The organism is Streptomyces sp. BBFR102 (assembly GCF_051397025.1).
Lineage (GTDB): Bacteria > Actinomycetota > Actinomycetes > Streptomycetales > Streptomycetaceae > Streptomyces.
In genome coordinates this window covers 4,513,294-4,538,186 of record NZ_CP195757.1, presented here as the reverse complement: position 1 = coordinate 4,538,186, position 24,893 = coordinate 4,513,294, and the positions used below count along the sequence as shown (strand labels likewise).

Sequence of the window (24,893 nt, the reverse complement as noted above, 5' to 3'; positions counted from 1 at the left end):
CTACGAACCCGGGCCCCGAGAACCTGCCGTCGACTCCTCACAGTCTCCGGACCGTTTTCCTGGAGCAGTCCCACAGAGGGATAGGGGTACGCAGCGCATTCGACTGCCAGTAGGGGGTGTGCGTTATGGGGTTCCGACAAACATCGGCGGGGCGCGATTCCTGCGCACACCCGTAGGGACCCCACAAGCTGCCGTGCCCCCGGCGCACGCCCGGGTCCGCCCGCCGAGGGTAACGGCGGGCGGACCCGGGAGGAAAACGGTGGCGGGGCCGGTCAGCAGCCGCCGCAGTTGTGGTAGGTCACGTCCCAGTGGTTGCCTTCGTCCGCGTAGACGTTGCCGGAGCCCGACTGGTACTGGGCCGCACCGTCGCCGCGCTGGCCGATGTAGGTGAAGGTGCCGGTGACGTAGGTGTTCAGGCAGGTGCTCTTGCCGAAGTCGAGCTTGTAGCCGTTCCAGTGCGAGTAAGTGCCGCCGGCGTGGCCGGTCTCGGTGCCCCCGGTGATGTTGAGGGCGCAGCCGCTCGCCGACTTGAGGATCTGGGCGCCCTGAGCGGTGGCGAGATTCAGCTGGTCGAAGGAGGTGCAGGTCGAGACGTTGCGGTCGGAACACCCCCCGGAGGACGACCAGGTGATGCCGGAGGAGGAGAACCGCGAGGTGGCCTGGGCATGGGTGATCTTGGTGGCGGCCGTGCCGAACTCGGCGGCGGAGACGGGAGCCGGTGCGGCGCTGGCGCCGGTGGCGGTGCCGATGACGCCGAACCCGGCTCCGGCGACGAGGGCGAGGGCGCTCAGCGCCGAGCGGATCTTCATGGAGGTCCTCCTTGCGTGGCGTGCGGCGCACGCCACGGTGGGGGTGTGTGGGGGGGTGGTGCGGAGGCCGCACTTGCGGGGCAGACGCATAGTGCCCGAGTTCTACGCGGGTCACCAGAGGGCCTCACCGATCAGTTCCGGCCAAATAGCGGGCCCCTCGGAGTCGGCACCCCACTCCGGACCGGCGCCGGAGATGCGCCGTCCGTATCAGCCGGGCCGCCCCGCAGGAGCGAACCGGCCCCGGTTGGGCATACCCGGAGCACGGATGTTGAAAGTTGAACCGAAAAGCGCTACCTTCGAACTTGTTGAACCTTCAACAGCTTCTCTCCCGCTCCGGTGACCGCCCGGAGCACGTCCCCAAGGAGCACCCCATGGGCATCTTCGGCCGCAAGAACGAGACCACCGACACCGACACCGCCGTCAACCCGGACCTGGCCGCGCTGACCGGCACGTACACGATCGACCCGACGCACACCACGATCGGCTTCGTGGCCCGGCACGCCATGGTCACCAACGTCAAGGGGGGCTTCGGCGACTTCACCGGCACGCTGACCCTGGACGGCTCCTCCCCGTCGAACTCCACCGCCGAGATCGACGTGGCCATGGACTCCATCGACACCGGCAACGCGGACCGCGACGGCCACCTGAAGAACGCCGACTTCTTCAAGACCGACGAGTTCCCGAAGATGACCTTCCGCTCGACCCAGGCCGAGGCACTCGGCGGCGACGACTACCGGATCACCGGTGACCTGACCATCCTCGGCACCACCCGCCCGCTCTCCATCGACCTGGAGTTCAACGGCGCCGCCAAGGACCCGTTCGGCAACGAGCGCGTCGGCTTCGAGGGCACCGCCTCGGTCCTCCGCTCCGAGTGGGGCCTGACCTGGAACGCGGCGCTGGAGACCGGCGGCGTCCTCGTCTCCGACAAGATCAAGCTGGTCTTCGACATCTCGGCGATCAAGAACGCCTGACGCGGACCGGCCCCCAGGGGCACCGGGGCCGCAGAGCCCTACCGAGCGCGCCCGCCCTCCCTTCCGGAGGGCGGGCGCTCCTGCGTACGACCCGTGCCTCCCGCCCCCGCGCATGCGGTGCGCCTGCCGCCCCTGAGTCCAGGAGTTCCTCCGTCGCGCCTCCACGCCTGTCCTGCTCCCGTGCGGGTCTGCGCTCGGTGTGCCGGAGTGACCCGGGGGGCGTGGGGCCGCGCGCCCCGGGCCGTGTCCGAGCGGGCTCGACGTGCAGAAACGATCACTCCGCGACCGCCGCGAATGCGCTGGTCACACCCCCCGCACGCCCTGCACGTTCGAGTGACACCGAGGGTGGCGCGGGTGGGGGAGGGTAGCTGACGTTCGGAGCCGAAGGGTGGGCGCGTGGGTGTGCGGGCGGAGCGGATGCCGCTCCGCGCACCCCGGCCGACGCGCCCTCTGCTGACCCGTCGGCGCCACCCTCCGCCCTCTCCTCACCGCTCACCGCCGGGGTCGTCTCCCCGCTCCGGCGAGGGGTGGTCGGAGGGGGCGGTTCAGGGAGAGCGCAGTCACGCCGCGCGCCCCGGCGGCTACGCGTCGGCGGCGTCCGGCACGCGGTAGCCCGGCACGGAGGGCCAGCGCACCGTCATGACGACGGAGGGCTCCTCGGCCTCCCAGGAATGGTCGACTCCCTTGCCCCAGACCACGTACTGCCCCTGCTCGCTCAGCACCACGTCCTGGCCGGGGAACTCCATCCGGAACCGCCCGCTGATGAGGACCAGCAGCGCCTGCCGCTCCTCCCCGCGCACCCAGGCGGCACGCCGCTCGCCGGCCTCGTGGACGCCCCATTTGATCTCCACGGCCTCGTTGTGGCGCGGGTCGTCCGGCGCCTTGAAGTGGCCCATGATCCAGCCGGCGTCCAGCGCGGCCTCCTGGGGGGCGTTGCCCACGTACACGTTCTCGCTCATCCTCCGGACGGTAGTACACGTGAGGGTGGTCTCCCCGAGGGCCGGAGGGTGGCCCGGCCGGGGCGGCTTTGGTTGGGTGGGGTGGTCCTGCTGGCGCGTTGTACTACAGAGGGGGTTGAGGGACATGAGGAGCACGGCGGAGGTCTCCGTGGCGGCCGTGATCGAGGCGGAGCCGAAGGCGGTCTACGAACGGGTCGCCGACGTGGCGTCGATGGGCCGGTGGAGCCCGGAGTGCGTACGGACGGCGGCGGGCGTCGGGCCCGCGCCGGTGGGCGCCGAGTTCAAGGGGACCAACAAGGGTCCGAGCGGCCGGAGCTGGTCGACGCGCTGCCGGGTGATGGTGGCGCGGCCCGGTGAGCGGTTCACCTTCCGGGTGCGGTTCTGGGGGATGCCGGTGGCGACCTGGGACTACCGTTTCCGCCCGGTCGGGGACGGCACCGCGACCGAGGTGACCGAGACGGCCGTGGACCAGCGGAACCGGCTCCTGTGGTTCCTCGGTTCGGCGGTCAGCGGCGTCTGGGACCGCGACGCGCGCAACGCCGAGACCATGCGGGAGACCCTGGAGCGGCTGCGGGGGACTCTGGAGGCGGAGCGGCGGGCGGGGTGAGGCGGCCCAGGAGGACGACCGCGCCGACGAGGACGGGCCGGGGCCCGAGGACGGGGAGCCCTGGTGGCGCGGTCGGCGGGAGGTGGGCCCCGTCCCTGACGACCGGCGGCGAACGGTGGTGGTCCCTCAAGGACGCGACCCAGCTGAACGGCGGACCGCTGACACCCGCTCCGGGGCCGTCGGCAGCGTCCTGACGCCCTGCCGGGCCAGGGCTCACCGAGCCTGGACCAGGTCCCACCGGTTCCCGTACGGGTCCCGGAAGACGGCCACGGTCCCGTACTCCTCGTGCCGGGGTGCCTCCTCGAAGGTCACCCCGGCGGCGCGCAGCCGGGCGTGCTCGCGCGCGAAGTCCTCGGTGTACAGGAAGAATCCGACCCGGCCGCCCGTCTGATCGCCCACCCGGGCGGCCTGTTCGGGGGCGGTTGCCTTCGCGAGGAGCAGACCGGCCCCGCCCCCGCCGGGCGGCACGACGACCACCCACCGTCTACCCGCGCCGAGGTCGGTGTCCTCGGCCAGTTCGAAGCCGAGCCGGCCTCGGTAGAAGGCGAGGGCGTCGTCGTAGTCGGGGACGACGAGGGTGATCAGTCCTAGGCGCATGGGCGAAGTATGCGGGACTGGACCAGAGCTGCCCGCCGCTACTTCACGGCGACGTGGTCCCCGCCCGACGACCTCGCTCCGGAGGTCGAGTTGCCGTAGTACGTCCACCGCCACGTCCCCGGCTCGGTGGCCTTGACCGTGGTCTTGAGCGCGCCCTTGCTGTTCGACGTCGCCTTCTTGACCGTCTTGTACGAGGAGGCTCCGGCGGGCTTGAACTGGAGACTGACCGTGCGGCCGGCGTAGCCCTGGTAGGTGTGCTTGTCCCAGTTGGCGCGGGTGACGGTCCCGGTCACGGTGAGGGTCTTCCCCTTGGTCACCGGCTCCGGCGAGGCGTTGACGGTGAGGCGGGTGGCCCGCTTGACCTGGAGGGGAAGGTTCTCGTCGTCCACGTCGTGGCCGCCGCCGGCCAGGGAGATCCGGGCGCACGTCTTCCAGGTGCCGGCGTCCTTGTTCTCGAGGTCCGCGTGTCGCGGGTGGATGTAGATCGCCAGGGAGAAGTCGTAGATGCCCTTCGCGGGGTCCACGACTTCGGGGTCGCCGCCGCCGAGGGCGCTCCAGAGTTCGTCACCGTTCCCGAGCTTCCCCCGGTAGGGGTACACCATGGGGGCGCCCTTGAACTTGAGCTTGGTCGTCATCCGGACGGAGGCGGGAATCTCGACCTCCTCCTTCACCCCGATCACGATCGGCTGACCGCCGTTCACCTTGACCCGGGTGAAGGAGACACCGCCCTCCGCCGCCCCGGCCGGCACCGCCGTCAGCCCGGTGAACACGATCGCCGCTCCGCCGGCCACCGCCGCTCTCCACATCGTCTTCCGCGTCATCGAACCCGACCCGCCCTCTCCTCAACAACGTGAACAGGCGCGCAGGCGCCTGGGCCGGAGTTTCGTCCTCTCGGCTGATGGTGGGACACGGGAGGGCCGTGAGGGGTTGTACGCGATGCGGGACACGAGGTGATCACTGCGGTGTCCGGGCCTGGGCGGTACCGGATGGGGTGGGCCGAGGCTCCTGCCGTGGGGCCCGGCCGGTGAGCGGTGCTTCCCGCACCGCTCTCACTGGCCCCCGTCCCAGGTCGCGGTGTCGGGGTCGATGCCATGGGCGCGCGCGGCGGCGTCGACGATCTGACGGAACCAGGCGGCCAGGCCGGGGCGGACGCCGTCGTAGTGGGCGGCGAAGCCCGGGTCGGCCTCGTACATGCGGGCGAGGCAGACCTGCATCCGCCGGGTGAGGGGGAAGTACGACGCGAAGACCTCGCGGTGGCGTTCGGCGAGGTGGTTCGCCTCGGGGCTGCCCGGAGTGACGCCGGTGTCCATCGCCTCGCCGAGTGCGCGGTCGAGGCGGGCTACGTCGTCGGCGACGGCCTGCCACTCCTCGGGGCTGCGGGAGGCCGAGCGTTCGGCGTACTGCCGCCATTGGGGGGTGTCCCCGTAGCGCCGGCGGGCGCGGAGCGGCCCGTCCGGGTCCCACTCGGGGCCGAAGATCGCGGCCTGTTGGTCGACGGTCAGCAGCAGGCCGCGCTCGTGGGCGTCGATCAACCGGTCGAGCCCGGCGCCGAGTTGCCGGAGGCGGTCGATCCGGGCGGAGACCTGGGCGCGTTGCGCGCGCAGGGCGCCGGGCACGTCCGCGGTGGGGTCGTCGAGGACGACGCGGATCTTGTCCAGGCCGAGGCCGAGTTCACGGTGGACGACGACGCGGTGCAGGCGTTCCAGATCGGCGGTGGTGTAGAGCCGGTATCCGGCGGGCGTGCGCAGTGACGGTCGCACCAGGCCGATCTCGTCCCAGTGGTGCAGCGCGCGGACGGTCACGCCCAGGCGCGCCGAGACCTGACCGACGGTCAGGCCCTCGGCGTCCGTGGTGTCAGGCATGCTGCCCATTGTCCCCTGACGTGTCGCCGGGCGGGGTGATGCCCATCGCCGCCAGGTTGCGTGCCTCCTGGGTGGCCGGGTCGAAGGGCTTCGCGGCGGTGAAGACGATCCGTGCGTTCTCCGGGGTGACGACCTCCACGTCGCGGGTGTTCCAGGGCGTGTCCCGTGGCCCGTCGACCGCGTCCGGGCGCAGCGCGCGGCATGCCTCGGCGAGGGAGTCGACCTGGTTGAGTACGCCGGAGAAGCTGAAGCTCATCGCCGGCGGCTGCTCCGGAACGCTCGCCGCCGCGACGAGCAGTACGTCCTGGAAGGCCCATCGGCGCAGGTGCACGAGCGTGCCGGGGATGCTGAACAGCTCGAAGAAGCCCAGCCCCCGGGTCCAGAAGTCCACCGACGCCGCCAGATCGGCCGTGGGGATGTTCACGAAGGCGGGCATACCGTAGATGCCGTGGAAGGGCTCCGGCGGGACCGCGTCGGGGCCGGGAGCGGGCACGGGGCTGATCTCGAACGCGTTGTAGTAGTCGCTCATGTGCCCCAGCATCCGGCCTCACGCGGCGTGAGGGTCAAGTCCGGGCTGTACGCGCCGAGGGCCGGAACCGGGAAGGTGTCGCTCCGGAAAAAAGAACGGGCGGCCGGGGCGTCCCCGTGCCAGGCTGGCCCGCATGGCGACGACCTGCCGAAAGGCCCGTGCCGCGTAAGCCGCCGGGAAGAGTGCGGGCCGGACTCCCCCGGCCCCGGAGGACCTGCGAGAAGTCGCCCGTGATCGACGGGCTGTCGGGCGGAACGCTGGCCGAGGTGGCCCGGCTGGAGCGCACGCGGAGCCAGTTGTGGCCGGGCTCCGTGGCCGAGGCCGTACGCGCCTGGGCCGGGCATGTGCGGTTGCCGAGGGGGCGCACATGGCCGCACGCCGAGTACGCCCCCTGTTACTGCTGCCCCGACCCGTGGGAGTCGCGGGCGTTGCTGGACCGGGTCGCGCACGCCCTGTCGCGGCGCGGGGCGCGCGAACTGCGGCGCGTGGTCGCCCGGCACGACCAGCTCTGGGACCCGGCCCCCGCGCCGTACCGCAACGAGGGCCCGTGGTGAGGCGACGCCCCGCCCGCTTCGGCCCCTCCACCCCGGCGTCGAGCACGTCGCCCAGCCCGGCCGGGCGGTCTCCCAAAGGGGCACGCCGCCCGCCGCGTAGCCGATACGACCGTGCGCAGGCGCCAGGACGGTGAGGGCGGCGCGGTCCGGCGGCCCGCGCGGTACGCGGGGACACCGGGGCCGGGGGCAGGCAGTTCTCGGGCCCGGCGGCCCCCGGCCGAGCAGAGGCTCTCCGCCCGTCCGCGCCCCGTCGAGGACGCCCGGCGTATGCGGCGCCGGTCGGAGGGGTTGACGGCGGTCACCTTCCCGAGGCCGCCCACCCCACCACCGTCCACATCCGCGACTCCAAGGTCCCGGCGGGCCCCGTCCTCGACGTCGCCCCCGCCGCCTGGGCGGCGTTCGTACACGCGACCGCCGGTCCACTCGTATGACAACACCGCCGTCCGGCTGACGGGTCGGGCGGGCGGGTAGTGATCGGGCCGCCGGAATCACCGTGTGGAAGGCTCGACCGTGACACAGCCCTTTGTCCTGCCCGATTTCTACGTGCCGTACCCGGCGCGGCTCAACCCTCATCTGGAAGAGGCGCGCGCTCATGCCCGGGTCTGGGCGGACGAGATGGGGATGCTGGAGGGGTCGGGCGTCTGGGACCTGGCCGACCTGGAGGCCCACGACTACGCGTTGCTCTGCGCGTACACGCATCCGGACTGCGACGGTCCGGCGCTGTCGCTGGTGACCGACTGGTACGTGTGGGTCTTCTTCTTCGACGACCACTTCCTGGAGCTGTTCAAGCGGACGCAGGACCGTGAGGGTGCGAAGGCGTACCTGGAGCGGCTGCCGGCGTTCATGCCGATGGATCTGGCCCACGGTTTCCCGGAACCGCAGAATCCGGTGGAGGCGGGGCTCGCCGACCTCTGGGCGCGGACGGTTCCGGCCATGTCCGAGGACTGGCGCCGCCGCTTCGCCCTCTCCACGGAGAACCTGCTCAACGAGTCGATGTGGGAGCTGTCCAACATCAACGCGGGCCGCGTCTCCAACCCGCTGGAGTACATCGAGATGCGCCGCAAGGTCGGCGGCGCGCCCTGGTCGGCGGGGCTGATCGAGTACGCGGCGCAGGCCGAGGTCCCGGAGGCGGTGGCGTGCTCGCGTCCCCTGCGCGTGCTGACCGACGCCTTCTCGGACGGCGTCCACCTGCGCAACGACCTCTTCTCGTACCAGCGGGAGGTCGAGGAGGAGGGTGAGCTGAGCAACGGCGTCCTCGTACTGGAACGGTTCCTGGAGTGCACGACCCAGGAGGCGGCCGAGGCCGTCAACGACCTACTCACCTCGCGGCTCCAGCAGTTCGAGAACACCGCGCTGACCGAACTGGGCCCGCTCTTCGCCGACAAGGGGCTGAATCCGGCCGCATGCGCCTCCGTGCTGGCGTACGTGAAGGGACTCCAGGACTGGCAGTCGGGCGGCCACGAGTGGCACATGCGCTCCAGCCGGTACATGAACGAGGGCGCCGTCGACGGCGCCCAGGCACCGCCGACCCCGGGCGGTTCGCCGGGGGCGCTGGCGGCGGCGCTGCTGAACGGCACCTTGGGCACCTCGGCACTGGACGTGCACACCTTCTTCGGGCGTCCGGCGCGGCAGCGGGCGCGCAGCTTCTCGCACGTGCCGTACCAGAGGACGGGGGCGTCGCTGCTGCCGGAGTTCAGGCTTCCGTTCCCGACGCGGCTCTCGCCCGCGATGGAGCAGTCCCGGGTCGACACCATCGAGTGGGCGCACCGGATGGGGCTGCTGGTGCCGCAGCCGGGGGTGCCCGGGTCGGACGTGTGGGACGAGGAGGCGCTGGCCGGGTACGACTTCCCGCTCTGCGCGGCCGGGCTGCACCCGGAGGCGGACCTCGACGAGTTGGACCTCGCCTCGCAGTGGCTGACGTGGGGCACGTACGGCGACGACTACTACCCGGCGGTCTTCGGACGTACCCGGAACTTCGCCGGGGCCAAGATCTGCACCGACCGGCTGCGGGACTTCATGCCGGTCGAGCAGCCCTCGGCGGGACCGGTGCCGACCAGTGCCCTGGAGCGCTCGCTCGCCGACCTGTGGGTGCGGACCGCCTCCGCCATGCCGGAGAAGGCGCGCCGCGCGTTCCGTCAGACCATCGAGGTGATGCTCGACAGCTGGGTCTGGGAGCTGGACAACCAGGCGATCGGCCGCATCCCCGATCCGATCGACTACATGGAGATGCGCCGCGCCACCTTCGGCTCCGACCTGACGATGAGCCTGTGCCGCCTGCGCCACGGCAACGTCGTGCCCGAGGAGGTGTACCGCTCGGGCACCATCCAGGCGATGGAGAAGGCCGTCTCGGACTACGGGGCGCTGATCAACGACGTCTTCTCGTACCAGAAGGAGGTGGAGTTCGAGGGCGAGATCCACAACGCCGTCCTCGTCACCCAGAACTTCTTCGACTGCGACTACCCGACCGGGCTGGCGTACGTGGACGCGCTGATGAACGCGCGGCTGGAACAGTTCCAGCACATCGTCGCCCACGAACTTCCTGTGCTGTACGAGGATTTCCAACTGGACTCGGCGGCCAGGAAGGTGCTGGACGGGTACGTGCGGCAGTTGGAGAACTGGCTGTCGGCCATCCTGACCTGGCACCGGGGCTGCGTGCGGTACAAGGAGGAGGACCTGAGCCACCACTCCCCCGGGGTGCGGCGCGTGATCGAGGCCGCGCCGCGCGGGATCGGGCCCAACGGGCTCGGCCCCTCGGCGCTGGGCACGGCTGCCGCCCGGGTGTTCGCCGGGAGGTGAACGGAGGATGAGCGGGGGCGGCGCGCGGCTCCGGCGGCGTCAGAAGCCTCCGCCGAAGTCGCCTCCGCCGCCGAAACCGCCGCCGTCGCCGAAGCCGTCCCCGCCGCCGAAGTCGCCGGGGTCGAAGTCGGAGCCGGAGACGTCGCCGCCCTCGTAGCCGCCGCCGTCGCCGAAGCCTTCGGCGGAGCCGTAGTCGGCGGCGTAGGCGGGGCTCATCATCATGTGGCCGAGCATGGTGCCGACGAGGAGGCCGGGGAGCAGACCACCGCCCCAGTACCCGCCCGCCCAGGGTCCGTACGCCGGGCCGGCCTCCCAGTACGGGCGGCGGCCACCCGCGTCCGACTCCACGGTGCGGATGTCGGGCGCCTCGCCGCGCTCCAGCCGCGCCTGGTCGGCGGCGCAGACGGGCACCTCGCGGGGCGCGCCGCCGGCCGGGGCCCAGGTGACCTCGGCGACCGCGAGGCCGTGGCGCGGGTCGAAGAAGCACGGCGGGCGGCGCACGGGCAGTTCGCGGCCACTGCGGCGGGCGTCGAGCACGGCGAGCGCGAACCGGCCGTCCTCCAGCGCCTTGGTCACCTCGCGCACGTCCTCGGGCTTCTGGGCCCGGTCCATGAGGGACTTGGCGTTCTCGTACGCGTCGAGGCCGCGCTCGTAGTCGCCGCGCATCTCGTCGGTGGCGCCGGGTTCCAGGGGGCGGAAGTCGAGCCGCTCCAGCTCCTCGCCGAAGGCGGTGATGTCCTCGTCCACGACGACCCGCAGCTTGGCCAGGGCCTCCTGTCGGGCCCGCGCGCGCTGGTTCTTCCGCCGCCGGGTCAGGGTGTACGCCACGCCGCCCACGACCACGACGGCGATGCCGAGGCCGAGCCAGGTGGAGCCGGGCACGCCCTCCTGGGAGGACCAGGAGGTGGGGGCGCGGCCACCCATGTTCTGGGTGGCGTTGCCGACCAGGCCGGAGAGCTGGGAGGCGGCCGGGGTGGTGCCCTGGAAGCGGGATTCGAGGTTCTGGACGGCCTGCCGGGAGAGGACCGACTCGTCGGCGCGGACGTGCAGGTCGTCGCCGACGCGCAGCACGTACAGGCCGGTGATGCCGGTGTCGCCGCGCAGGTCGTTCATCGTCTGGTCGACGTCGCCGGTGAAGGTGGCGGGCAGGACGGCGACGAAGACCGCCTTGTCGCTCTCCCGGATCTCCTGGGAGAGGTCGCGCGCCTGGGCGTCGGAGAGCTGGTCCGAGACGTCCGGGTCCACGAAGACGGGGCCCTCGCGCCAGGCCGTGGCGATCTCCGAGACGGTCGGGGCGGCGGGGGCATGCGGGGCCGCCCGCAACGGGGCCGCGGCGGCGGCCCCGCTCTGGCCCGGGGCGGCGTCGGCGGGCGCGGCCGTCGCTCCGGCGGCGCCCAGCACGAGAAGAGGCCCGGACGCGAGGAGAGCGCCCCGGCGTACGGACTGGCGGACTACGGCTCGCCTCATAGCTCCACGCTAACCCGGGTCGGGGCGAAGCGCGCTGGGCGGACGGGTGGGGAGAAGTGGGGCGGCGGGGCCGGGTGCGGGCCCCGCCGCCTCGGGGCCGGGCCTACTCGGCGGGCTCGACCCCCGCGCGGAGCAGGCCGTAGGTGTAGGCGTCCTCCAGGGCGTGCCAGGAGGCGGCGATGACGTTCTCGGCGACGCCGACCGTGGACCACTCGCCGTCGCCGTCGCCGGTGGAGATGAGGACGCGGGTGGTGGAGTCGGTGCCGGAGCGGCCTTCCAGGATGCGGACCTTGTAGTCCCGCAGGGCGAACTTGGCCAGCTCCGGGTAGATCCGCTCCAGGGCGACGCGCAGGGCGCGGTCCAGGGCGTTGACGGGGCCGTTGCCCTCGGCGGTGGCGAGGAGGCGTTCGCCCTTGGCCCAGAGCTTCACGGTGGCTTCGTTGGCGTGGGTGCCGTCGGGGCGGTTCTCGGTGATCGCCCGCCACGACTCGACGCGGAAGAAGCGCGCCGGGGCCGCGTCGCCCCCGGCGCCGGCGCCGCGCCGCAGCTCGTCGCGGAGGAGGAGTTCGAAGGAGGCGTCGGCGGCCTCGTAGGAGTAGCCGGCCAGCTCGCGTTCCTTGACGCGCTCCACGACGCGGGCGACCAGGGCCCGGTCGCCGCCGAGGTCGATGCCGAGTTCCTTGCCCTTCAGCTCGATGGAGGCGCGCCCGGCCATGTCGGAGACGAGCATCCGGATGCGGTTGCCGACCAGTTCCGGGGCGATGTGCTGGTAGAGGTCGGGGTCGACCTTGATCGCGGAGGCGTGGAGTCCGGCCTTGTGGGCGAAGGCGGAGACGCCGACGTAGGGCTGGTGGGTGGAGGGGGTGAGGTTGACGACCTCGGCGACGGCGTGCGAGATGCGGGTCATCTCCGCGAGAGCGCCCTCGGGCAGCACGCGGCGACCGTACTTCAGCTCCAGGGCGGCGACGACCGGGAAGAGGTTGGCGTTGCCGACGCGCTCGCCGTAGCCGTTGGCGGTGCACTGGACGTGGGTGGCGCCCGCGTCGACGGCGGCGAGGGTGTTGGCGACGGCGCAGCCGGTGTCGTCCTGGGCGTGGATGCCCAGGCGCGCGCCGGTGTCGGCGAGGACGGTGGCGGTGACGGCCTGGATCTGCGCGGGCAGCATGCCGCCGTTGGTGTCGCAGAGGACGACGACGTCGGCGCCTGCCTCGCTCGCGGCGCGGACGACGGCCTTGGCGTAGGCCGGGTTGGCGGCGTACCCGTCGAAGAAGTGCTCGCAGTCGACGAAGACCCGGCGGCCCTGGGCACGCAGGTGGGAGACGGTGTCGCGGACCATCTCCAGGTTCTCCTCCAGGGTGGTGCGCAGGGCCAGCTCGACGTGGCGGTCGTGGGCCTTGGCGACCAGGGTGACGACCGGGGCGCCGGAGTCGAGGAGCGCCTTGACCTGGGGGTCGTCGGCGGCGTCGGTGCCCGCGCGGCGGGTCGCGCCGAAGGCGACGAGCTGCGCGTTGCGGAAGGTGATCTCCGCGCGGGCGCGGGCGAAGAACTCGGTGTCGCGCGGGTTGGCGCCGGGCCAGCCGCCCTCGATGAAGCCCACCCCGAAGTCGTCCAGGTGCCGGGCGATGGTCAGCTTGTCGGTGACGCTGAGGTTGATGCCCTCACGCTGCGCACCGTCGCGGAGCGTGGTGTCGAAGATGTGCAGGGGGCGCTGGACGGCGGCGTCCACGGCGGCGGTCTCCGGCGCGGAGGCGGGGGTTCCGGCGGACACGGGGCGCGCCCCGTCACCGCCCCGTACGCCGCGCGCGACCTGCGGTTTCGTCGCGGCCGACGGGGCGCGCTCAGCGGGTTCCCCGGGGGTGGCCTGGCTGGTCATGCGGTGGTGACTCCTGTCGGGTGAGTGGCTCCGGAATACTTGGCTCCACTTGCCCCCGTCCTCTCGTGCGCCTCGCCGTGGCCCGGTCGGGGCCGACAAACGAAAAGACCCCTCGCGGGTGCGAGAGGTCTGCGCGCGGGTCTGGGGCACGGTGGCCGCGTCGCACATGGTGGTGCGGGGCGGTCACTGCGGACCGGCGCGCCTGCTGCCGATAATCGTGGCGAACGTGGGCACGGGGGGAGTGTTCCACAGGGCGCCGCACGCCTGGTGGGCCGTCTCAGGATGCGAGCGCGTCGTCTCCCGCACGGCGGGCGGACGAGGCGAGAGGAGCGGAGCCCGTAGCCGGCTCCCGCGCTTTTCTCCCTCACCCGGTCCGCGCCCGCCCCGCCCCGGGGACGCCGCCCGCGCGGGGCGCAGCCCCCGAAGGCTTTGCCCCCGGTTGTGACAGCGCCCCGGCACGGTGGCGCCGCGCGGCGGGGCCCGGTGGGGCTGGTGGGTCAGTCCTCCGCCGCGTCGTCCGCTCCGTCGTCCAGGACGATGCGGATGATCCCGCCCTCGCTGGTGAGGTTGACCAGCCGTTGGGCCGCCCGCTGGTAATAGGCGGCGGCCATCGCCCAGTCCACCGTGTTCACGGGGGCCTGGCCGATCCTCTCCCACAGTCCGATCAGGGCGGCCACCAGAGACCGTCCCGACAACGAGGTGCGGATGCGGCCGTCCTCGATCTCCTCCACCTGGGAGGGATGCCGGAAGTGCTGGTGCCTGACCGCGAGATCGGCGAACCACTCCCAGGTGTCGCGGTGTGCGACGAGTTCGGCGGAGGCGAGACCGGCTGCCCGCAGCAGCAACAACCCGTGCTCGCCCTCGGAGGTGAGCCCGGCGTGTTCCGCGCGGCCCGGGCCGGAGGGGGGTGACGACGGAGCGGCGTTCTTCGGCTCGTCCCCCCGGTAGGCGGCCCAGATCGCCGCCTTCAGGTCGTCGTGGTGCGGCTGAGGCGAGCGGGCGTCGCCGTTGAGGTCTTCCATGTCGTCCCCCCGAGACGTACCGTCGGCTGCCGGATGCTGTTCGTTCCCGCCGTGGGCGGAGGCGTCGGGCCCGTCCGCTCCGTGTACGGCCCCCACTTCGCCCGCCCTGGAAGCCCCGTCGGGCTCGGCGGCCCCGCCTCGTTCCGCGAGCGCGCGGAGAAGGGGAACGACGGCCGACAGTTCGGCCACCTCTTCCCGGATGCCGTGCAGGTCGGCGTTGGCCTCCACCTGGAGGCGGACGCCCTGCCGGGTCTTTTCACGCAGGTCTTCCAGGCCGTCCTGTACCCGCTCCAGCTCTTCCTTCCACTGCCCGGCCGCCTTCTCGTGCGACCTGGCCAGCTCGTGCAGCGACTTCTCGCTCCGCTGCGCGACTCCCAGAGCCGTACCCAGCGATTCCCGTATGCCTGAGAGTTCCCGGAGGACCTCTGGCTTCCACCTCATGCGTACCTCTTGTTACTCAGTGTTGCGACCGGTCGTATCTCCCCATCAATCACCGGGGAAACACGCCGGTTTCCGGCCCATCTCCGTCAACCGGATCAGGCCACCGCATGGGCGGCCGAGCCTCTGTCCACACCGTGACGACCGCGCCGGGTACGAGGCGGGCCGGCCCTCCTGGGCCCCCGCGACCGGCCCTGGCACAGGGCGGGCCCGCCGGTCCGCGCTCTGACCGGCGGGCCCGCCCTACGGAGGTCAGGTTCAGCCCAGCGGGTGCATCCACCCGTGCCGGTCCGCCGCGCGCCCCGTCTGGAGGTCGAGGAGGGCCTCACGGAGGCGGAGGGTGACCTCGCCGGGTTCGCCGTCGCCCTGGGTCCATTCGTCGGTGGCGGTCTTGACCCTGCCGACGGGGGTGATGACGGCGGCGGTGCCGCAGGCGAAGACCTCGGTGAGGGCGCCGCTGCGGCTGTCCTCGCGCCACTGGTCGATGGAGACCCGGCCCTCCTCGGCCCGGTAGCCGAGGTCGGCGGCGAGGGAGAGCAGGGTGTCGCGGGTGACGCCGGCGAGGAGGGAGCCGGTGAGCGTCGGGGTGAGAAGGCGGTCGCCGTAGACGAAGCAGAGGTTCATGCCGCCCAGTTCCTCGACCCACTTGTGCTCGACCGCGTCGAGGTAGGCGACCTGGTCGCAGCCCTCGGCGGCGGCCTCGGCCTGGGCGAGGAGGGAGGCGGCGTAGTTGCCGCCGGTCTTGGCGTCGCCGACGCCGCCGGGGACGGCGCGGACGCGGTTCTCGGAGAGCCAGATCGAGACGGGCTCGACGCCGCCGGGGAAGTACGCTCCCGCCGGGGAGGCGATGACCACGAACAGGTACTCGTTGGCGGGCCTGACGCCGAGGCCGACCTCCGTGGCGATCATGAAGGGCCGCAGGTAGAGCGATTCCTCGCCGCCGTGCCGCGGGACCCACTCCCTGTCCTGGGCGACCAGCAGGTCGCACGCCTCGATGAAGGTCTCCACGGGCAGCTCGGGCATGGCAAGGCGGCGCGCGGACGCCTGGAAGCGGCGGGCGTTGGCGTCGGGGCGGAAGGTCGCCACGGAGCCGTCGGGGCGGCGGTACGCCTTGAGTCCCTCGAAGATCTCCTGGGCGTAGTGGAGGACGTTGGTGGCGGGGTCGAGGGAGAGCGGTCCGTAGGGGACGAGCTGGCCGTCGTGCCAGCCACGGCCCTCGGTCCACCTCACGGTGACCATGTGGTCGGTGAAGTGCCGGCCGAAGCCGGGGCGGGCGAGGATCGCCTCGCGCTCGGCCGCCGGGAGCGGGTGCGCGGAGGGCTTCAGTTCGATCGTCGGCGTCGTCATGAGTGGTGTCCTTCACGTGTGGTGGTGACGGACCGCGCTCACACCCGTCCTTACCGGTGGCGCCGGTCCGGGGTGCTGTCTCGCACTCCGGTCGGCTGTGTGCCACACGGACGTCCGGGTATCGCCTCATTTTCCGCGGCCCCACGTTCGATTATCGCGCCGGAAGGGGCGGTGAGGGAACGCCGGGGAGCGCACCTCCCCCGCCGAACGTGTCACGTGCGGCGACGGGACCGGCGGGGGGCGCGGAGGCGGGGCGGGGCGGTGGGCGCGGGCCCTGGGTTTCGGCACCCGGGGCCGCCCGTGAGGAAGCCGCCGGGTTGTCCCGTGGGGGACCCGGCGGCTTCGGGTGTCGCGCGCCGGGTCAGCCGGCTACTCGTCCGGCGAGCGCGTCGCCGACGGCGTCGGTGGTCCGCGCGGTGCCGTCGCGCTCCGCGAGGTCTGCGGAGACGGCCTCCTCGATGCGGGCGGCCTCGGCCTCGTAGCCGAGGTGCCGCAGCAGGAGGGCGACGGAGAGGATGGTGGCGGTCGGGTCGGCCTTGCCCTGCCCCGCGATGTCGGGGGCGGAGCCGTGGACCGGCTCGAACATCGACGGGAACGCGCCCGTCGGGTTGATGTTGCCGGAGGCGGCCAGGCCGATGCCGCCGGTGACGGCCGCGGCGAGGTCGGTGATGATGTCGCCGAAGAGGTTGTCGGTGACGATGACGTCGAACCGCTCCGGCTGGGTGACGAAGAAGATCGTCGCGGCGTCGACGTGCAGGTAGTCGGTGGTGACGTCCGGGTACTCGGCGGCGACCTTGTCGAAGGTGTTCTTCCACAGGTGGCCGGCGAAGACCAGCACGTTGTTCTTGTGGACCAGGGTCAGCTTCTTGCGCGGCCGTGCCTGGGCGCGGGCGAAGGCGTCGCGGACCACGCGCTCCACCCCGTACGCCGTGTTGACGCTGACCTCGGTTGCGACCTCGGCGGGGGTGCCGGTGCGCAGCGAGCCGCCGTTGCCCGTGTAGGGGCCCTCGGTGCCCTCGCGGACCACCACGAAGTCGATCTCCGGACGGCCGGCCAGCGGGGTGGCGGTGTTCGGGAAGAGCTTCGAGGGGCGGAGGTTGACGAAGTGGTCGAAGGCGAAGCGGAGCTTCAGCAGCAGGCCGCGCTCAAGCACACCGGAGGGGACCGAAGGGTCGCCGATGGCGCCGAGGAGGATCGCGTCGTGCTCCTTGAGCACCTCCAGCTCCGCGTCGGGCAGGGTCTCCCCCGTGCGGTGCCAGCGGCGCGCGCCGAGGTCGTACTCCTTGGTCTCCAGCTTCACGTCCTCGGGGAGGACCGCGTTGAGGACCTTCAGCCCCTGGGCCACGACCTCCTGGCCGATGCCGTCACCGGGGATCACTGCGAGATTGATGCTGCGAGACATGGTCGCACCCTACCCCTCGTCCCACGAGGTGACATGGATCGTCCGGGATGCGGACACCTGGCGCGCCGGGGCAGGCCGTGCGGGCCCGCCCGTGACCGGAGGGGCCGGGCGGGCGCGGACGGAGGGGGAGGCTCAGTGGCCGGTCGAACCGCCGTTGTCGCGACGGTCCAGGGCGCGCTGGAGCGCGGCGGCGGCGTTGCGGCGGTCGGCCTCGGTGGCCCCGTGGGCGCGGCGGGGGCGGCGGGCTGCGGAGGTCGTCTCTGCGGACATGGGCAGACTCCTTGGGGATCGCTGGGATCACTGGGGCCGGACGGTTTCGCCGTGCGCGACGGACGGCGCCGGACCTGGGGAGTGGGCACACGCTTCGGAGCGGGACGCTTCGGAGCGCGTCCGGGAACCGGTGGCCGCACCCCCCGCGACCCGCGGGCCGACGGCCGGGTGGGCCGCCGCAACGGATCGCGCGGGAGGTCGAGGCGCCGGAAGGGACAGGGCTCCGGGCCAGCAGGGATTGCCTGCTCCGGGCACGGAGGCACACCCGTCATTCGCTGGTTCCAGCGAGACGTTCGGCTCCCCCAAAGCTAGACCTGCGGCCCGCTCCTGTCTCCACGGTTACTCGGACTTCCTACTATCTGAGACGGCTTCCTCGGAACGCGCCCTCGAAGCGCCGCTTCCGCGCCCCCTCCACGCCAGCTCACGCCGGGTTTGCACCCGTCGGAGGGGTGGCCGCCGACCGGGTGACGCACCCCTTGCGTCCCGCCGCGCCCGACGCCCGGCACGCCCCGCTGATCGGCGCCGCAGCCGGCCGCTTGGGGCGTGGCGGCGCCGCACCGCTCCCGGTGTCAGCCGTGGGGCCGCCCCGTGGCCCGTGCCCGCAGGCGAGCGACGGTGGCCTCGCTCACCCCGCCGCCGGCGAGGTGGGCGGCGGCGTCGAACGAGCGGGCGACCTTGAGCATCTCCGCGTACGGGCTGGTGGCGTGGCGCCGGTAGGCGGCGGCCAGTTCGGCGGCCTCCTCGGCGCGGCCCATGGCGGCGAAGACGGGGGCCATCCGCTCCTCGCTGAGGGCGTAGTCGGCGGCGATCTCCTCGGGGGCGGCGCCGGCGAGGGAGAGGAGGAGCAGGGAGACGAGGCCGGTACGGTCGCGTCCGGCGGCGCAGTGGAAGGCGACGCCGCCCGGCGCGGCGGCGGCGAGGGCCTGGGCCACAGCGGCCGTCCGCTCGGGGAAGTGGCCGAGGAAGGGCCGGTAGTAGAGGGGGGTCCCCCAGCGCCAGTCGGTGAACCAGGGCTCCCAGAAGGCGGTGTCCTCGATGCCGTCGAGCGGGACGCGCACCGTGGTGATCCGGTCGGGGCGGGGCGCGGCGTCGGTGCCGAGTTCGTCGTCGTTGCGCAGGTCGAGGACGGTGCGTATGCCGTGGGCGCGGGCGGCGGCCCAGCCGTCGGCGGTGAGCTTCTCCACCGAGTCGGCGCGGACGAACGCGCCGGGGGCGTGGCGGCCGAGGCCACCGAGGTCGCGGACGTTGAAGCAGCCGTCCCACTCCAGGTGGCGGTGGGTGTGCGGGCCGGGCGGCGCGGTGGCGGTCATGGCGGGGTTCCCCTCCCTCGTCACCGGGCGGCCCGTGCGGCGCCCGGACAGCCGCAGCGTAGGAGAAGTCGGCGCCGGGCATGACACCGCCCCCGGCCGGTCGGGGGAACCGGGCGGGGGCGGAGTGCGGGGGGACCGCCGCGCCGGGCGGCGGTCCGGCGGGCGGAGGTCAGCCCATGTGCGGGTAGCGGTAGTCGGTCGGCGGGACCAGCGTCTCCTTGATGGCGCGGGTCAGCGTCCAGCGCATCAGGTTCTGCGGGGCGCCAGCCTTGTCGTTGGTGCCGGAGGCACGGCCGCCGCCGAAGGGCTGCTGGCCGACGACGGCGCCGGTCGACTTGTCGTTGATGTAGAAGTTGCCGGCGGCGTAACGCAGCTTGTCCATCGTGTAAGCGGCGGCGGCACGGTCGCCCGCGATGACCGAACCGGTCAGCGCGTAGTCGGAGACCGACTCCATCTGGTCGAGCATCGCCTCGTACTGGTCGTCCTCGTAGACGTGGACGGCGAGGATCGGGCCGAAGTACTCGGTGGTGAAGACCTCGTTCTCCGGGTCCGTGCAGGCGATGACGGTCGGGCGGACGAAGTAGCCGACCGAGTCGTCGTAGGTGCCGCCCGCGACGACGGTGCAGGTCGGGTCGGCGGCGGCGCGGTCGATGGCGGCCTTGTTCTTGGCGAAGGACCGCTCGTCGATGACGGCGCCGATGAAGTTCGACAGGTCGGTGACGTCGCCCATGGTGATCGCGTCGACCTCGGCCGCGAACTCCTCCTTGAAGCCGTTGTTCCAGATCGAGGCCGGAACGTAGGCGCGGGAGGAGGCCGAGCACTTCTGGCCCTGGAACTCGAAGGAGCCGCGGGTCAGGGCGGTCTTGAGGATCGCCGGGTCGGCGCTCGGGTGGGCGACGACGAAGTCCTTGCCGCCGGTCTCGCCGACGAGGCGCGGGTAGGTGCGGTACTTCTCGATGTTGTTGCCGACCGTCTTCCACAGGTGCTGGAAGGTCTTGGTCGAGCCGGTGAAGTGGATGCCGGCCAGGTCGCGGTGGTTGAGGGCGACCTCGGAGACGGCGAGGCCGTCGCCGGTGACCAGGTTGATGACGCCCTTGGGCAGCCCAGCCTCCTCCAGCAGCCGCATGAGCAGCACGGCGGCGTGGGTCTGCGTCAGGGACGGCTTCCACACGACGACGTTGCCCATCAGCGCGGGCGCGGTCGGCAGGTTGGCGGCGATGGCCGTGAAGTTGAACGGCGTGATCGCGTAGACGAAGCCCTCCAGCGGGCGGTGGTCCATGCGGTTCCACACGCCCGGGGAGTTGGCCGGGGGCTGCTCGGCGAGGATCTGGCGCGCGTAGTGCACGTTGAAGCGCCAGAAGTCGACCAGCTCACAGGGGGTGTCGATCTCGGCCTGCTGGGCGGTCTTCGACTGGCCGAGCATGGTGGAGGCGGCCAGCGTCTCGCGCCAGGGGCCCGACAGCAGCTCGGCGGCGCGCAGGATGATCGCGGCGCGGTCGTCGAAGGACATGGCGCGCCAGGCCGGGGCGGCGGCGAGGGCCGCGTCGACGGCGTCCTGTGCGTCCTGCTCGGTGGCGTTGGCACCGGTGCCGAGGACGGCCTGGTGGTTGTGGGGCTGGACGACCTGGAACTTCTCACCGGCGCCGAGGCGCTTGACACCGCCGATGGTCATCGGCAGCTCGATGGGGTTCTCGGCCAGCTCCTTGAGCTTGGCCTCCAGACGGGCCCGCTCGGGGGAACCGGGGGCGTAGCCGTGGACCGGCTCGTTGACCGGGGTGGGGACCTTGGTCACTGCGTCCATGGGTCTCGTGACTCCTTTGGTGCGGTTGGGATCTGCCGTCGGGAGGGACTCAGCCCTTGGTGAGCGTCGAGCGGAGGAAGAAGAGGAGGTTGGCGGGCTTCTCGGCGAGGCGCCGCATGAAGTAGCCGTACCAGTCGGTGCCGTACGCGGTGTAGACACGCATGCGGTGGCCCTCGGCGGCGAGGCGGCGCTGCTCGTCGCTGCGGATGCCGTACAGCATCTGGAACTCGTAGTCGTCGAGCTTGCGGCCGGCTCGGTGGGCCAGCTCCTGCGCGATGGCGACCAGGCGCGGGTCGTGCGAGCCGACCATCGGGTAGCCCTCGCCCTCCATGAGGATGCGCAGCACGCGGACGTACGCCTTGTCGATGTCGGCCTTGTCCTGGTAGGCGACCGAGGCGGGCTCCTTGTAGGCGCCCTTGACGAGGCGGACGCGGCTGCCGGTGGCGGCCAGGCGGCGGGCGTCGTCCTCGGTGCGGAAGAGGTAGGACTGGATGACGCAGCCGGTCTGCGGGAAGTCCTTCCGCAGCTCCTCGTGGATGGCGAACATCGAGTCGAGGGTGGTGTGGTCCTCGGCGTCGAGGGTCACGGTGGTGCCGATCGCGGCGGCGGCCTCGACGACGGGGCGCACGTTGGCGAGGGCCAGCTCGTGGCCGTTCGGGAATCCGGCTGCGGCCCCTCCGCCGAGGGTCGCGCCGGGCGACGGGAGGCACTGGCCGAACATCGAGAGCTTCACCGACATCTCGGCCTTGGTGCCGAGGCCCAGCACCTTGAGGCGGTCGATCAGCTCCAGGTAGGCGTCGCGGGCCGCGGTGGCCTGCTCCGGCGTGGTGATGTCCTCACCGACCACGTCCATGGTCAGCTCCAGGCCGCTCGCCACGGCCTCCTGCACGATCGGCACGATCGCGTCGACCGTCTCGCCCGGGATGAACCGGTTGACGACCTGCTTGGTGACAGGGGCAGCCGACACGAGGCGGCGCATATTGTCGCTGCGCGAAGCGGCGAGGATCACGGGACCCAGCATCGGGCACCTCCACAACTTGCACGAGAGATGGGCCGCCCCCGGCCCGCGATCCACCCTTGTGGGGCATACGGCGCGGGTGCGCCCGCACGGGGCACATCGGGAACAGCATGTTCAACCACCCCGAATCTAAGGATGCCGCTCCCCGTCAGCCATCTACAGCTGTCACGCATCCTCGGCCGCGATCTCAGACATATGTATGAAGCGGGGCGCGCGCCGGGTCACAATGGGGGGGTGCGCAGCGACTACCAGGACCTGGTCGACGAGATCTCCGAGCTGCTCGGCGCCCCGGCCACACTGGAGAACCGGGACTTCGAGCTGATCGCCTTCGGCTCCCACGAGGGCGGCGGCGACCTGGACACCACCGCCCTGGACCCGGTCCGCACGCGCTCGATCCTCACCCGCCGCTCCACCGCCCAGGTCCGCACCTGGTTCGAGGCGTACGGCATCGCCCGCGCCACCGGCCCCGTGCACATCCCGGCCTCCCCGGAGGCAGGCGTGCTGCGCGGCCGGATCTGCCTGCCGGTACGCCATCGGGGGATCGTGCGGGGGTACGTCTGGCTGCTGGACACCGATCCGCGCCCCTCGCCCGAGCAGCTCGACGCGGCGATGGCGGTCACCACGCGCATCGGTACCCTCCTCGCCGACGAGGCGACCGCCGGGGAGGACGTCACCCGCGAGTTCCGGGCGGTGCTGACCGCGGCGCCCGGCTGGCAGCACGACCAGGCGCACGCCGCGCTGCGCGCCGCCCTCGGCTCCGAGGCCGACCGGCTGCACGCGGTGGTCTGCGTCGGCCCGTGGCCCTTCGAGGAGCAGCCCGGCGTGGGCCGCCTGCCCGGCGCGGCGGCGCTGTGCGTCCTGCCCGCACCGCCGGGGAGCGAGACGGCGTTCGGGGCCCCCGCCGCCGCCCCCGGGGCCGGACCGGGCGGCGAGCCCGGCTCCCCCGCACCCGTCCCGGCGGTCCTCGCCGCACTGGTGCGGCTGCGTACGCCGGGTGCGCTCGGCCCCGCCGAGACCGCCGCCGAGCGCCTGCGCGCGCTCTCCGGCGCTGCCGCCGCCGGGGTGGGCACGCCGCGCGGCGGTATGGCCCAGACGGCGCGCGCCTGGCGCGAGGCGGTCGCCGCGGCGCGCGCCGCCCACGCCGAACCCCGGCTGGGCCCGGTCGCCCACTGGTCCGCCCTCGGCCCGTACCGCCTGCTGACCGCGCTGTCGGCGCCGGCGGCGAACGACCCCGCCACCGCCCCGCTGCTGACGGCGCCGCACCGGGATCTGGCCCGCACCGCCGAGACGTACCTCGACCACGCCGGGCAGGCCGGCCGCACCGCCGCCGCCCTCGGCGTCCACCGCCAGACCCTCTACTACCGCCTGTCCCGCATCGAACAGCTCACCGGCCTCGACCTGGACGACGGCGAGGACCGGCTCCTGCTCCACATGGCCCTGAAGGCGGCGCGGCTCTGACGGCGGGGCACGGCCCGCACCGCGGCGGCCCGCGCCGGCGAAAGCCCAGGTCGCCCGCCCCGTACGGGGCGGCCCCGCGCCCCGATAGGCTCCCCCCGTGACCAGCGCGCACCCCACCCCCCGACCCGCCACCAGGAGCAGGACCGGCACCAAAGGGGTGGCCCGCGCCGACCGGGAGCGGCAGATCGTCCGCCTCGCCGTCGAGGAGTTCGGGGTGCAGGGGTACGCGCGGGCCTCGCTGGCGGTCGTCGCGGAGCGGGCCGGGATCTCCAAGCCGCTGATCTACACCTACTTCGCCTCGAAGGACGGCCTCGCCGCCGCGAGCGCCCACTACGCGGGGAGCCTGCTGGTGAGCGAGGTGGAGGCGGCGCAGACCGCGACCACCGCCGAGGTCCGGGCGCTGGACACACTGGGGGCGATCTTCTCGGTGATGGATCACTGCCGCCGTGCCTGGTCGGTGGTGCACGACCCGACGCTGCCAAGGGGCGGTGCGGCGCACGCCGCGGCGGCCGAGTACCGCGAGCGGCTGGCCGGGATGGGCTCGGTCGGCACCGCGGAGATCCTGCGCGTGGCGGGCGACGACGACCCGCTCGACCACGACCTGCTGAGCACGGTGTGGCAGCACGTCGTGACGGCGGTCGTCCAGTGGTGGCTGGACCACCCCGAGCAGACGGCCGCCGACATGTCGGCCCGCGCCGCCCGGATGCTCCACATCGTCCTGGGCTCCCGGGCCTGACCTGACCCCTCCTCCACACCGGCCGCGCGGCCTCGGGCGCCCCGGCTGCGCAAACCGTTGACCGCGAATTGACCTGTGAGTAACTTACTCCCGAGTCAAATTCCGGCAGGCCGACCCCCCGAGGAGCCGCGATGCTGTCCGACCTGTGGGACGTGATCAACACCCCGTTGCTCTACGCCGCCCCGTTCTTCGCCCTGTTCGCCGGCATCGAACTCGCCTCCTTCGCCCTGCTGGACCGCCGCGAGCCCTCCGCCGGACACCCGGCTCAGGACCGCCCGAAGGGCCACGCCTGGCCGGACTCCCGCACCAACCTGGTGATGGGCCTGGGTTCGCTCGTCTCCACCGCCGTGCTGAAGGCCGCCACCCTGGTCCTCTTCGTCTACCTCTACGCGGCCCTCGCCCCCTGGCACCTGCCCACCGGCGCCTGGTGGAGCTGGGTCCTGCTGCTGGTCGCCGTGGACCTCGCCTGGTACACCAACCACCGCTTCTCGCACCGGGTGCGGATCGGCTGGGCCGGGCACCAGGCGCACCACTCCAGCGAGTACTTCAACCTCACCACCGCCGTGCGCCAGAAGTGGAACCCCTGGTCCGAGGCGATCTTCTGGGCGCCGCTCCCGCTGCTCGGCTTCGCCCCGTGGACCATCTACGTGGCCTTCTCCTTCAACCTGATCTACCAGTTCTTCACCCACACCGAGGCGGTCGGCAAGCTCCCCCGCCCCGTCGAGTTCGTCCTCAACACCCCGTCGCACCACCGCGTCCACCACGCGAGCGACCCGGAGTACCTGGACAAGAACTACGGCGGCGTCCTCATCGTCTGGGACCGCCTCTTCGGCACCTTCCAGGAGGAGCGGCACCGACCCACCTACGGCCTGACCAAGCCGGTGGACACGTACAACGTCTTCAAGCTCCAGTACCACGAGTACGGCAGCATCCTCGCCGACGTCCGCTCGGCGAAGCGGCTGCGCGACAAGCTTGGCTACGTCTTCCGGCCGCCGGGGTGGAAGCCCGCGGCCCCGGCCGGGAGCGAGGGCGGCGGGGCGCTCGCGCCGGCCGGGGGGAGCTGAATT

Annotated in this window: 22 protein-coding genes and 1 pseudogene; 8 read left to right on the top strand and 15 right to left on the bottom strand. The window is 72.7% G+C overall.

Features of this window, described 5'->3' with window-relative positions:
• Positions 1–272: 272 nt before the first annotated feature.
• A complete protein-coding gene (locus ACSLIC_RS20220) occupies positions 273–809 on the bottom strand; it encodes a hypothetical protein (RefSeq protein ID WP_436739125.1) in 537 nt (178 codons plus the stop codon).
• Positions 810–1,180: 371 nt separating this feature from the next.
• Here ACSLIC_RS20220 and ACSLIC_RS20215 point away from each other — a divergent pair, with 371 nt between their 5' ends.
• Positions 1,181–1,780, top strand: a complete 600-nt coding sequence (locus ACSLIC_RS20215) for a YceI family protein (protein ID WP_436740428.1) — start codon at positions 1,181–1,183, stop codon at positions 1,778–1,780.
• Between the two features lie 581 nt (positions 1,781–2,361).
• Here the strand turns inward: ACSLIC_RS20215 and ACSLIC_RS20210 are convergent.
• On the bottom strand, positions 2,362–2,739 hold the full coding sequence (locus ACSLIC_RS20210; protein ID WP_436739124.1) for a signal peptidase I: 378 nt from the start codon (positions 2,737–2,739) through the stop codon (positions 2,362–2,364).
• A 124-nt stretch (positions 2,740–2,863) separates the two neighbouring features.
• Here ACSLIC_RS20210 and ACSLIC_RS20205 point away from each other — a divergent pair, with 124 nt between their 5' ends.
• A complete protein-coding gene (locus tag ACSLIC_RS20205) occupies positions 2,864–3,346 on the top strand; it encodes an SRPBCC family protein (protein WP_436739123.1) in 483 nt (160 codons plus the stop codon).
• Between the two features lie 213 nt (positions 3,347–3,559).
• On the opposite strand, the gene ACSLIC_RS20200 is transcribed toward ACSLIC_RS20205, so the two are convergent.
• From ACSLIC_RS20200 to ACSLIC_RS20185, 4 genes are all read right to left on the bottom strand, one after another.
• Positions 3,560–3,943: a VOC family protein gene (locus tag ACSLIC_RS20200; RefSeq protein WP_436739122.1), complete on the bottom strand. Its 384-nt coding sequence runs from the start codon at positions 3,941–3,943 to the stop codon at positions 3,560–3,562.
• A gap of 38 nt (positions 3,944–3,981) precedes the next feature.
• On the bottom strand, positions 3,982–4,749 hold the full coding sequence (locus ACSLIC_RS20195; RefSeq protein ID WP_436740427.1) for a hypothetical protein: 768 nt from the start codon (positions 4,747–4,749) through the stop codon (positions 3,982–3,984).
• A gap of 243 nt (positions 4,750–4,992) precedes the next feature.
• A complete protein-coding gene (locus ACSLIC_RS20190; protein ID WP_436739121.1) occupies positions 4,993–5,805 on the bottom strand; it encodes a MerR family transcriptional regulator in 813 nt (270 codons plus the stop codon).
• Positions 5,798–6,334, bottom strand: a complete 537-nt coding sequence (locus ACSLIC_RS20185; protein ID WP_436739120.1) for a VOC family protein — start codon at positions 6,332–6,334, stop codon at positions 5,798–5,800. The genes ACSLIC_RS20190 and ACSLIC_RS20185 overlap by 8 nt, the downstream gene beginning before the upstream one ends.
• Positions 6,335–6,564: 230 nt before the next feature.
• On the opposite strand from ACSLIC_RS20185, the gene ACSLIC_RS20180 reads away from it, so the two are divergent.
• From ACSLIC_RS20180 to ACSLIC_RS20170, 3 genes and pseudogenes are all read left to right on the top strand, one after another.
• Positions 6,565–6,888 carry a hypothetical protein gene (locus tag ACSLIC_RS20180; RefSeq protein WP_436739119.1) on the top strand — a complete coding sequence of 108 codons (324 nt, stop codon included), beginning with the start codon at positions 6,565–6,567 and terminating at the stop codon, positions 6,886–6,888.
• Between the two features lie 293 nt (positions 6,889–7,181).
• Positions 7,182–7,319: pseudogene (locus ACSLIC_RS20175) on the top strand (DUF397 domain-containing protein); the annotation flags it as partial.
• Positions 7,320–7,398: 79 nt separating this feature from the next.
• Positions 7,399–9,684: a terpene synthase family protein gene (locus ACSLIC_RS20170; protein WP_436739118.1), complete on the top strand. Its 2,286-nt coding sequence runs from the start codon at positions 7,399–7,401 to the stop codon at positions 9,682–9,684.
• Positions 9,685–9,723: 39 nt separating this feature from the next.
• Here the strand turns inward: ACSLIC_RS20170 and ACSLIC_RS20165 are convergent, their stop codons facing one another.
• From ACSLIC_RS20165 to ACSLIC_RS20125, 9 genes are all read right to left on the bottom strand, one after another.
• Positions 9,724–11,085: a hypothetical protein gene (locus ACSLIC_RS20165; RefSeq protein WP_436740426.1), complete on the bottom strand. Its 1,362-nt coding sequence runs from the start codon at positions 11,083–11,085 to the stop codon at positions 9,724–9,726.
• 169 nt (positions 11,086–11,254) lie between these two features.
• A complete protein-coding gene (cimA, locus tag ACSLIC_RS20160) occupies positions 11,255–13,024 on the bottom strand; it encodes a citramalate synthase (protein ID WP_436739117.1) in 1,770 nt (589 codons plus the stop codon).
• A gap of 497 nt (positions 13,025–13,521) precedes the next feature.
• Entirely contained in the window at positions 13,522–14,487 is a 966-nt protein-coding gene (locus tag ACSLIC_RS20155; RefSeq protein ID WP_436739116.1) for a hypothetical protein, read from the bottom strand.
• Between the two features lie 255 nt (positions 14,488–14,742).
• Positions 14,743–15,831 (bottom strand): branched-chain amino acid aminotransferase, encoded by a 1,089-nt coding sequence (locus tag ACSLIC_RS20150; RefSeq protein WP_436739115.1) that lies wholly within the window; start codon positions 15,829–15,831, stop codon positions 14,743–14,745.
• A 361-nt stretch (positions 15,832–16,192) separates the two neighbouring features.
• A complete protein-coding gene (locus tag ACSLIC_RS20145) occupies positions 16,193–17,233 on the bottom strand; it encodes a 3-isopropylmalate dehydrogenase (RefSeq protein WP_436739114.1) in 1,041 nt (346 codons plus the stop codon).
• A gap of 132 nt (positions 17,234–17,365) precedes the next feature.
• Positions 17,366–17,503: a hypothetical protein gene (locus ACSLIC_RS20140; RefSeq protein WP_436739113.1), complete on the bottom strand. Its 138-nt coding sequence runs from the start codon at positions 17,501–17,503 to the stop codon at positions 17,366–17,368.
• 569 nt (positions 17,504–18,072) lie between these two features.
• A complete protein-coding gene (locus tag ACSLIC_RS20135; protein WP_436739112.1) occupies positions 18,073–18,813 on the bottom strand; it encodes a tyrosine-protein phosphatase in 741 nt (246 codons plus the stop codon).
• Between the two features lie 169 nt (positions 18,814–18,982).
• Entirely contained in the window at positions 18,983–20,614 is a 1,632-nt protein-coding gene (pruA, locus tag ACSLIC_RS20130; RefSeq protein ID WP_436739111.1) for an L-glutamate gamma-semialdehyde dehydrogenase, read from the bottom strand.
• A gap of 49 nt (positions 20,615–20,663) precedes the next feature.
• The gene (locus ACSLIC_RS20125) at positions 20,664–21,635 is read right to left on the bottom strand and encodes a proline dehydrogenase family protein (protein WP_436739110.1); all 972 of its coding nucleotides are present in this window, start codon (positions 21,633–21,635) and stop codon (positions 20,664–20,666) included.
• Positions 21,636–21,866: 231 nt separating this feature from the next.
• Between ACSLIC_RS20125 and ACSLIC_RS20120 the strand changes: the two genes are divergently transcribed.
• From ACSLIC_RS20120 to ACSLIC_RS20110, 3 genes are all read left to right on the top strand, one after another.
• The gene (locus tag ACSLIC_RS20120) at positions 21,867–23,090 is read left to right on the top strand and encodes a PucR family transcriptional regulator (protein ID WP_436739109.1); all 1,224 of its coding nucleotides are present in this window, start codon (positions 21,867–21,869) and stop codon (positions 23,088–23,090) included.
• A 97-nt stretch (positions 23,091–23,187) separates the two neighbouring features.
• Positions 23,188–23,826: a TetR/AcrR family transcriptional regulator gene (locus ACSLIC_RS20115; protein ID WP_436739108.1), complete on the top strand. Its 639-nt coding sequence runs from the start codon at positions 23,188–23,190 to the stop codon at positions 23,824–23,826.
• 131 nt (positions 23,827–23,957) lie between these two features.
• Positions 23,958–24,890, top strand: coding sequence for a sterol desaturase family protein (locus ACSLIC_RS20110; RefSeq protein WP_436739107.1), 933 nt, complete (start codon positions 23,958–23,960; stop codon positions 24,888–24,890).
• The last annotated feature ends 3 nt before the right edge of the window (positions 24,891–24,893 follow it).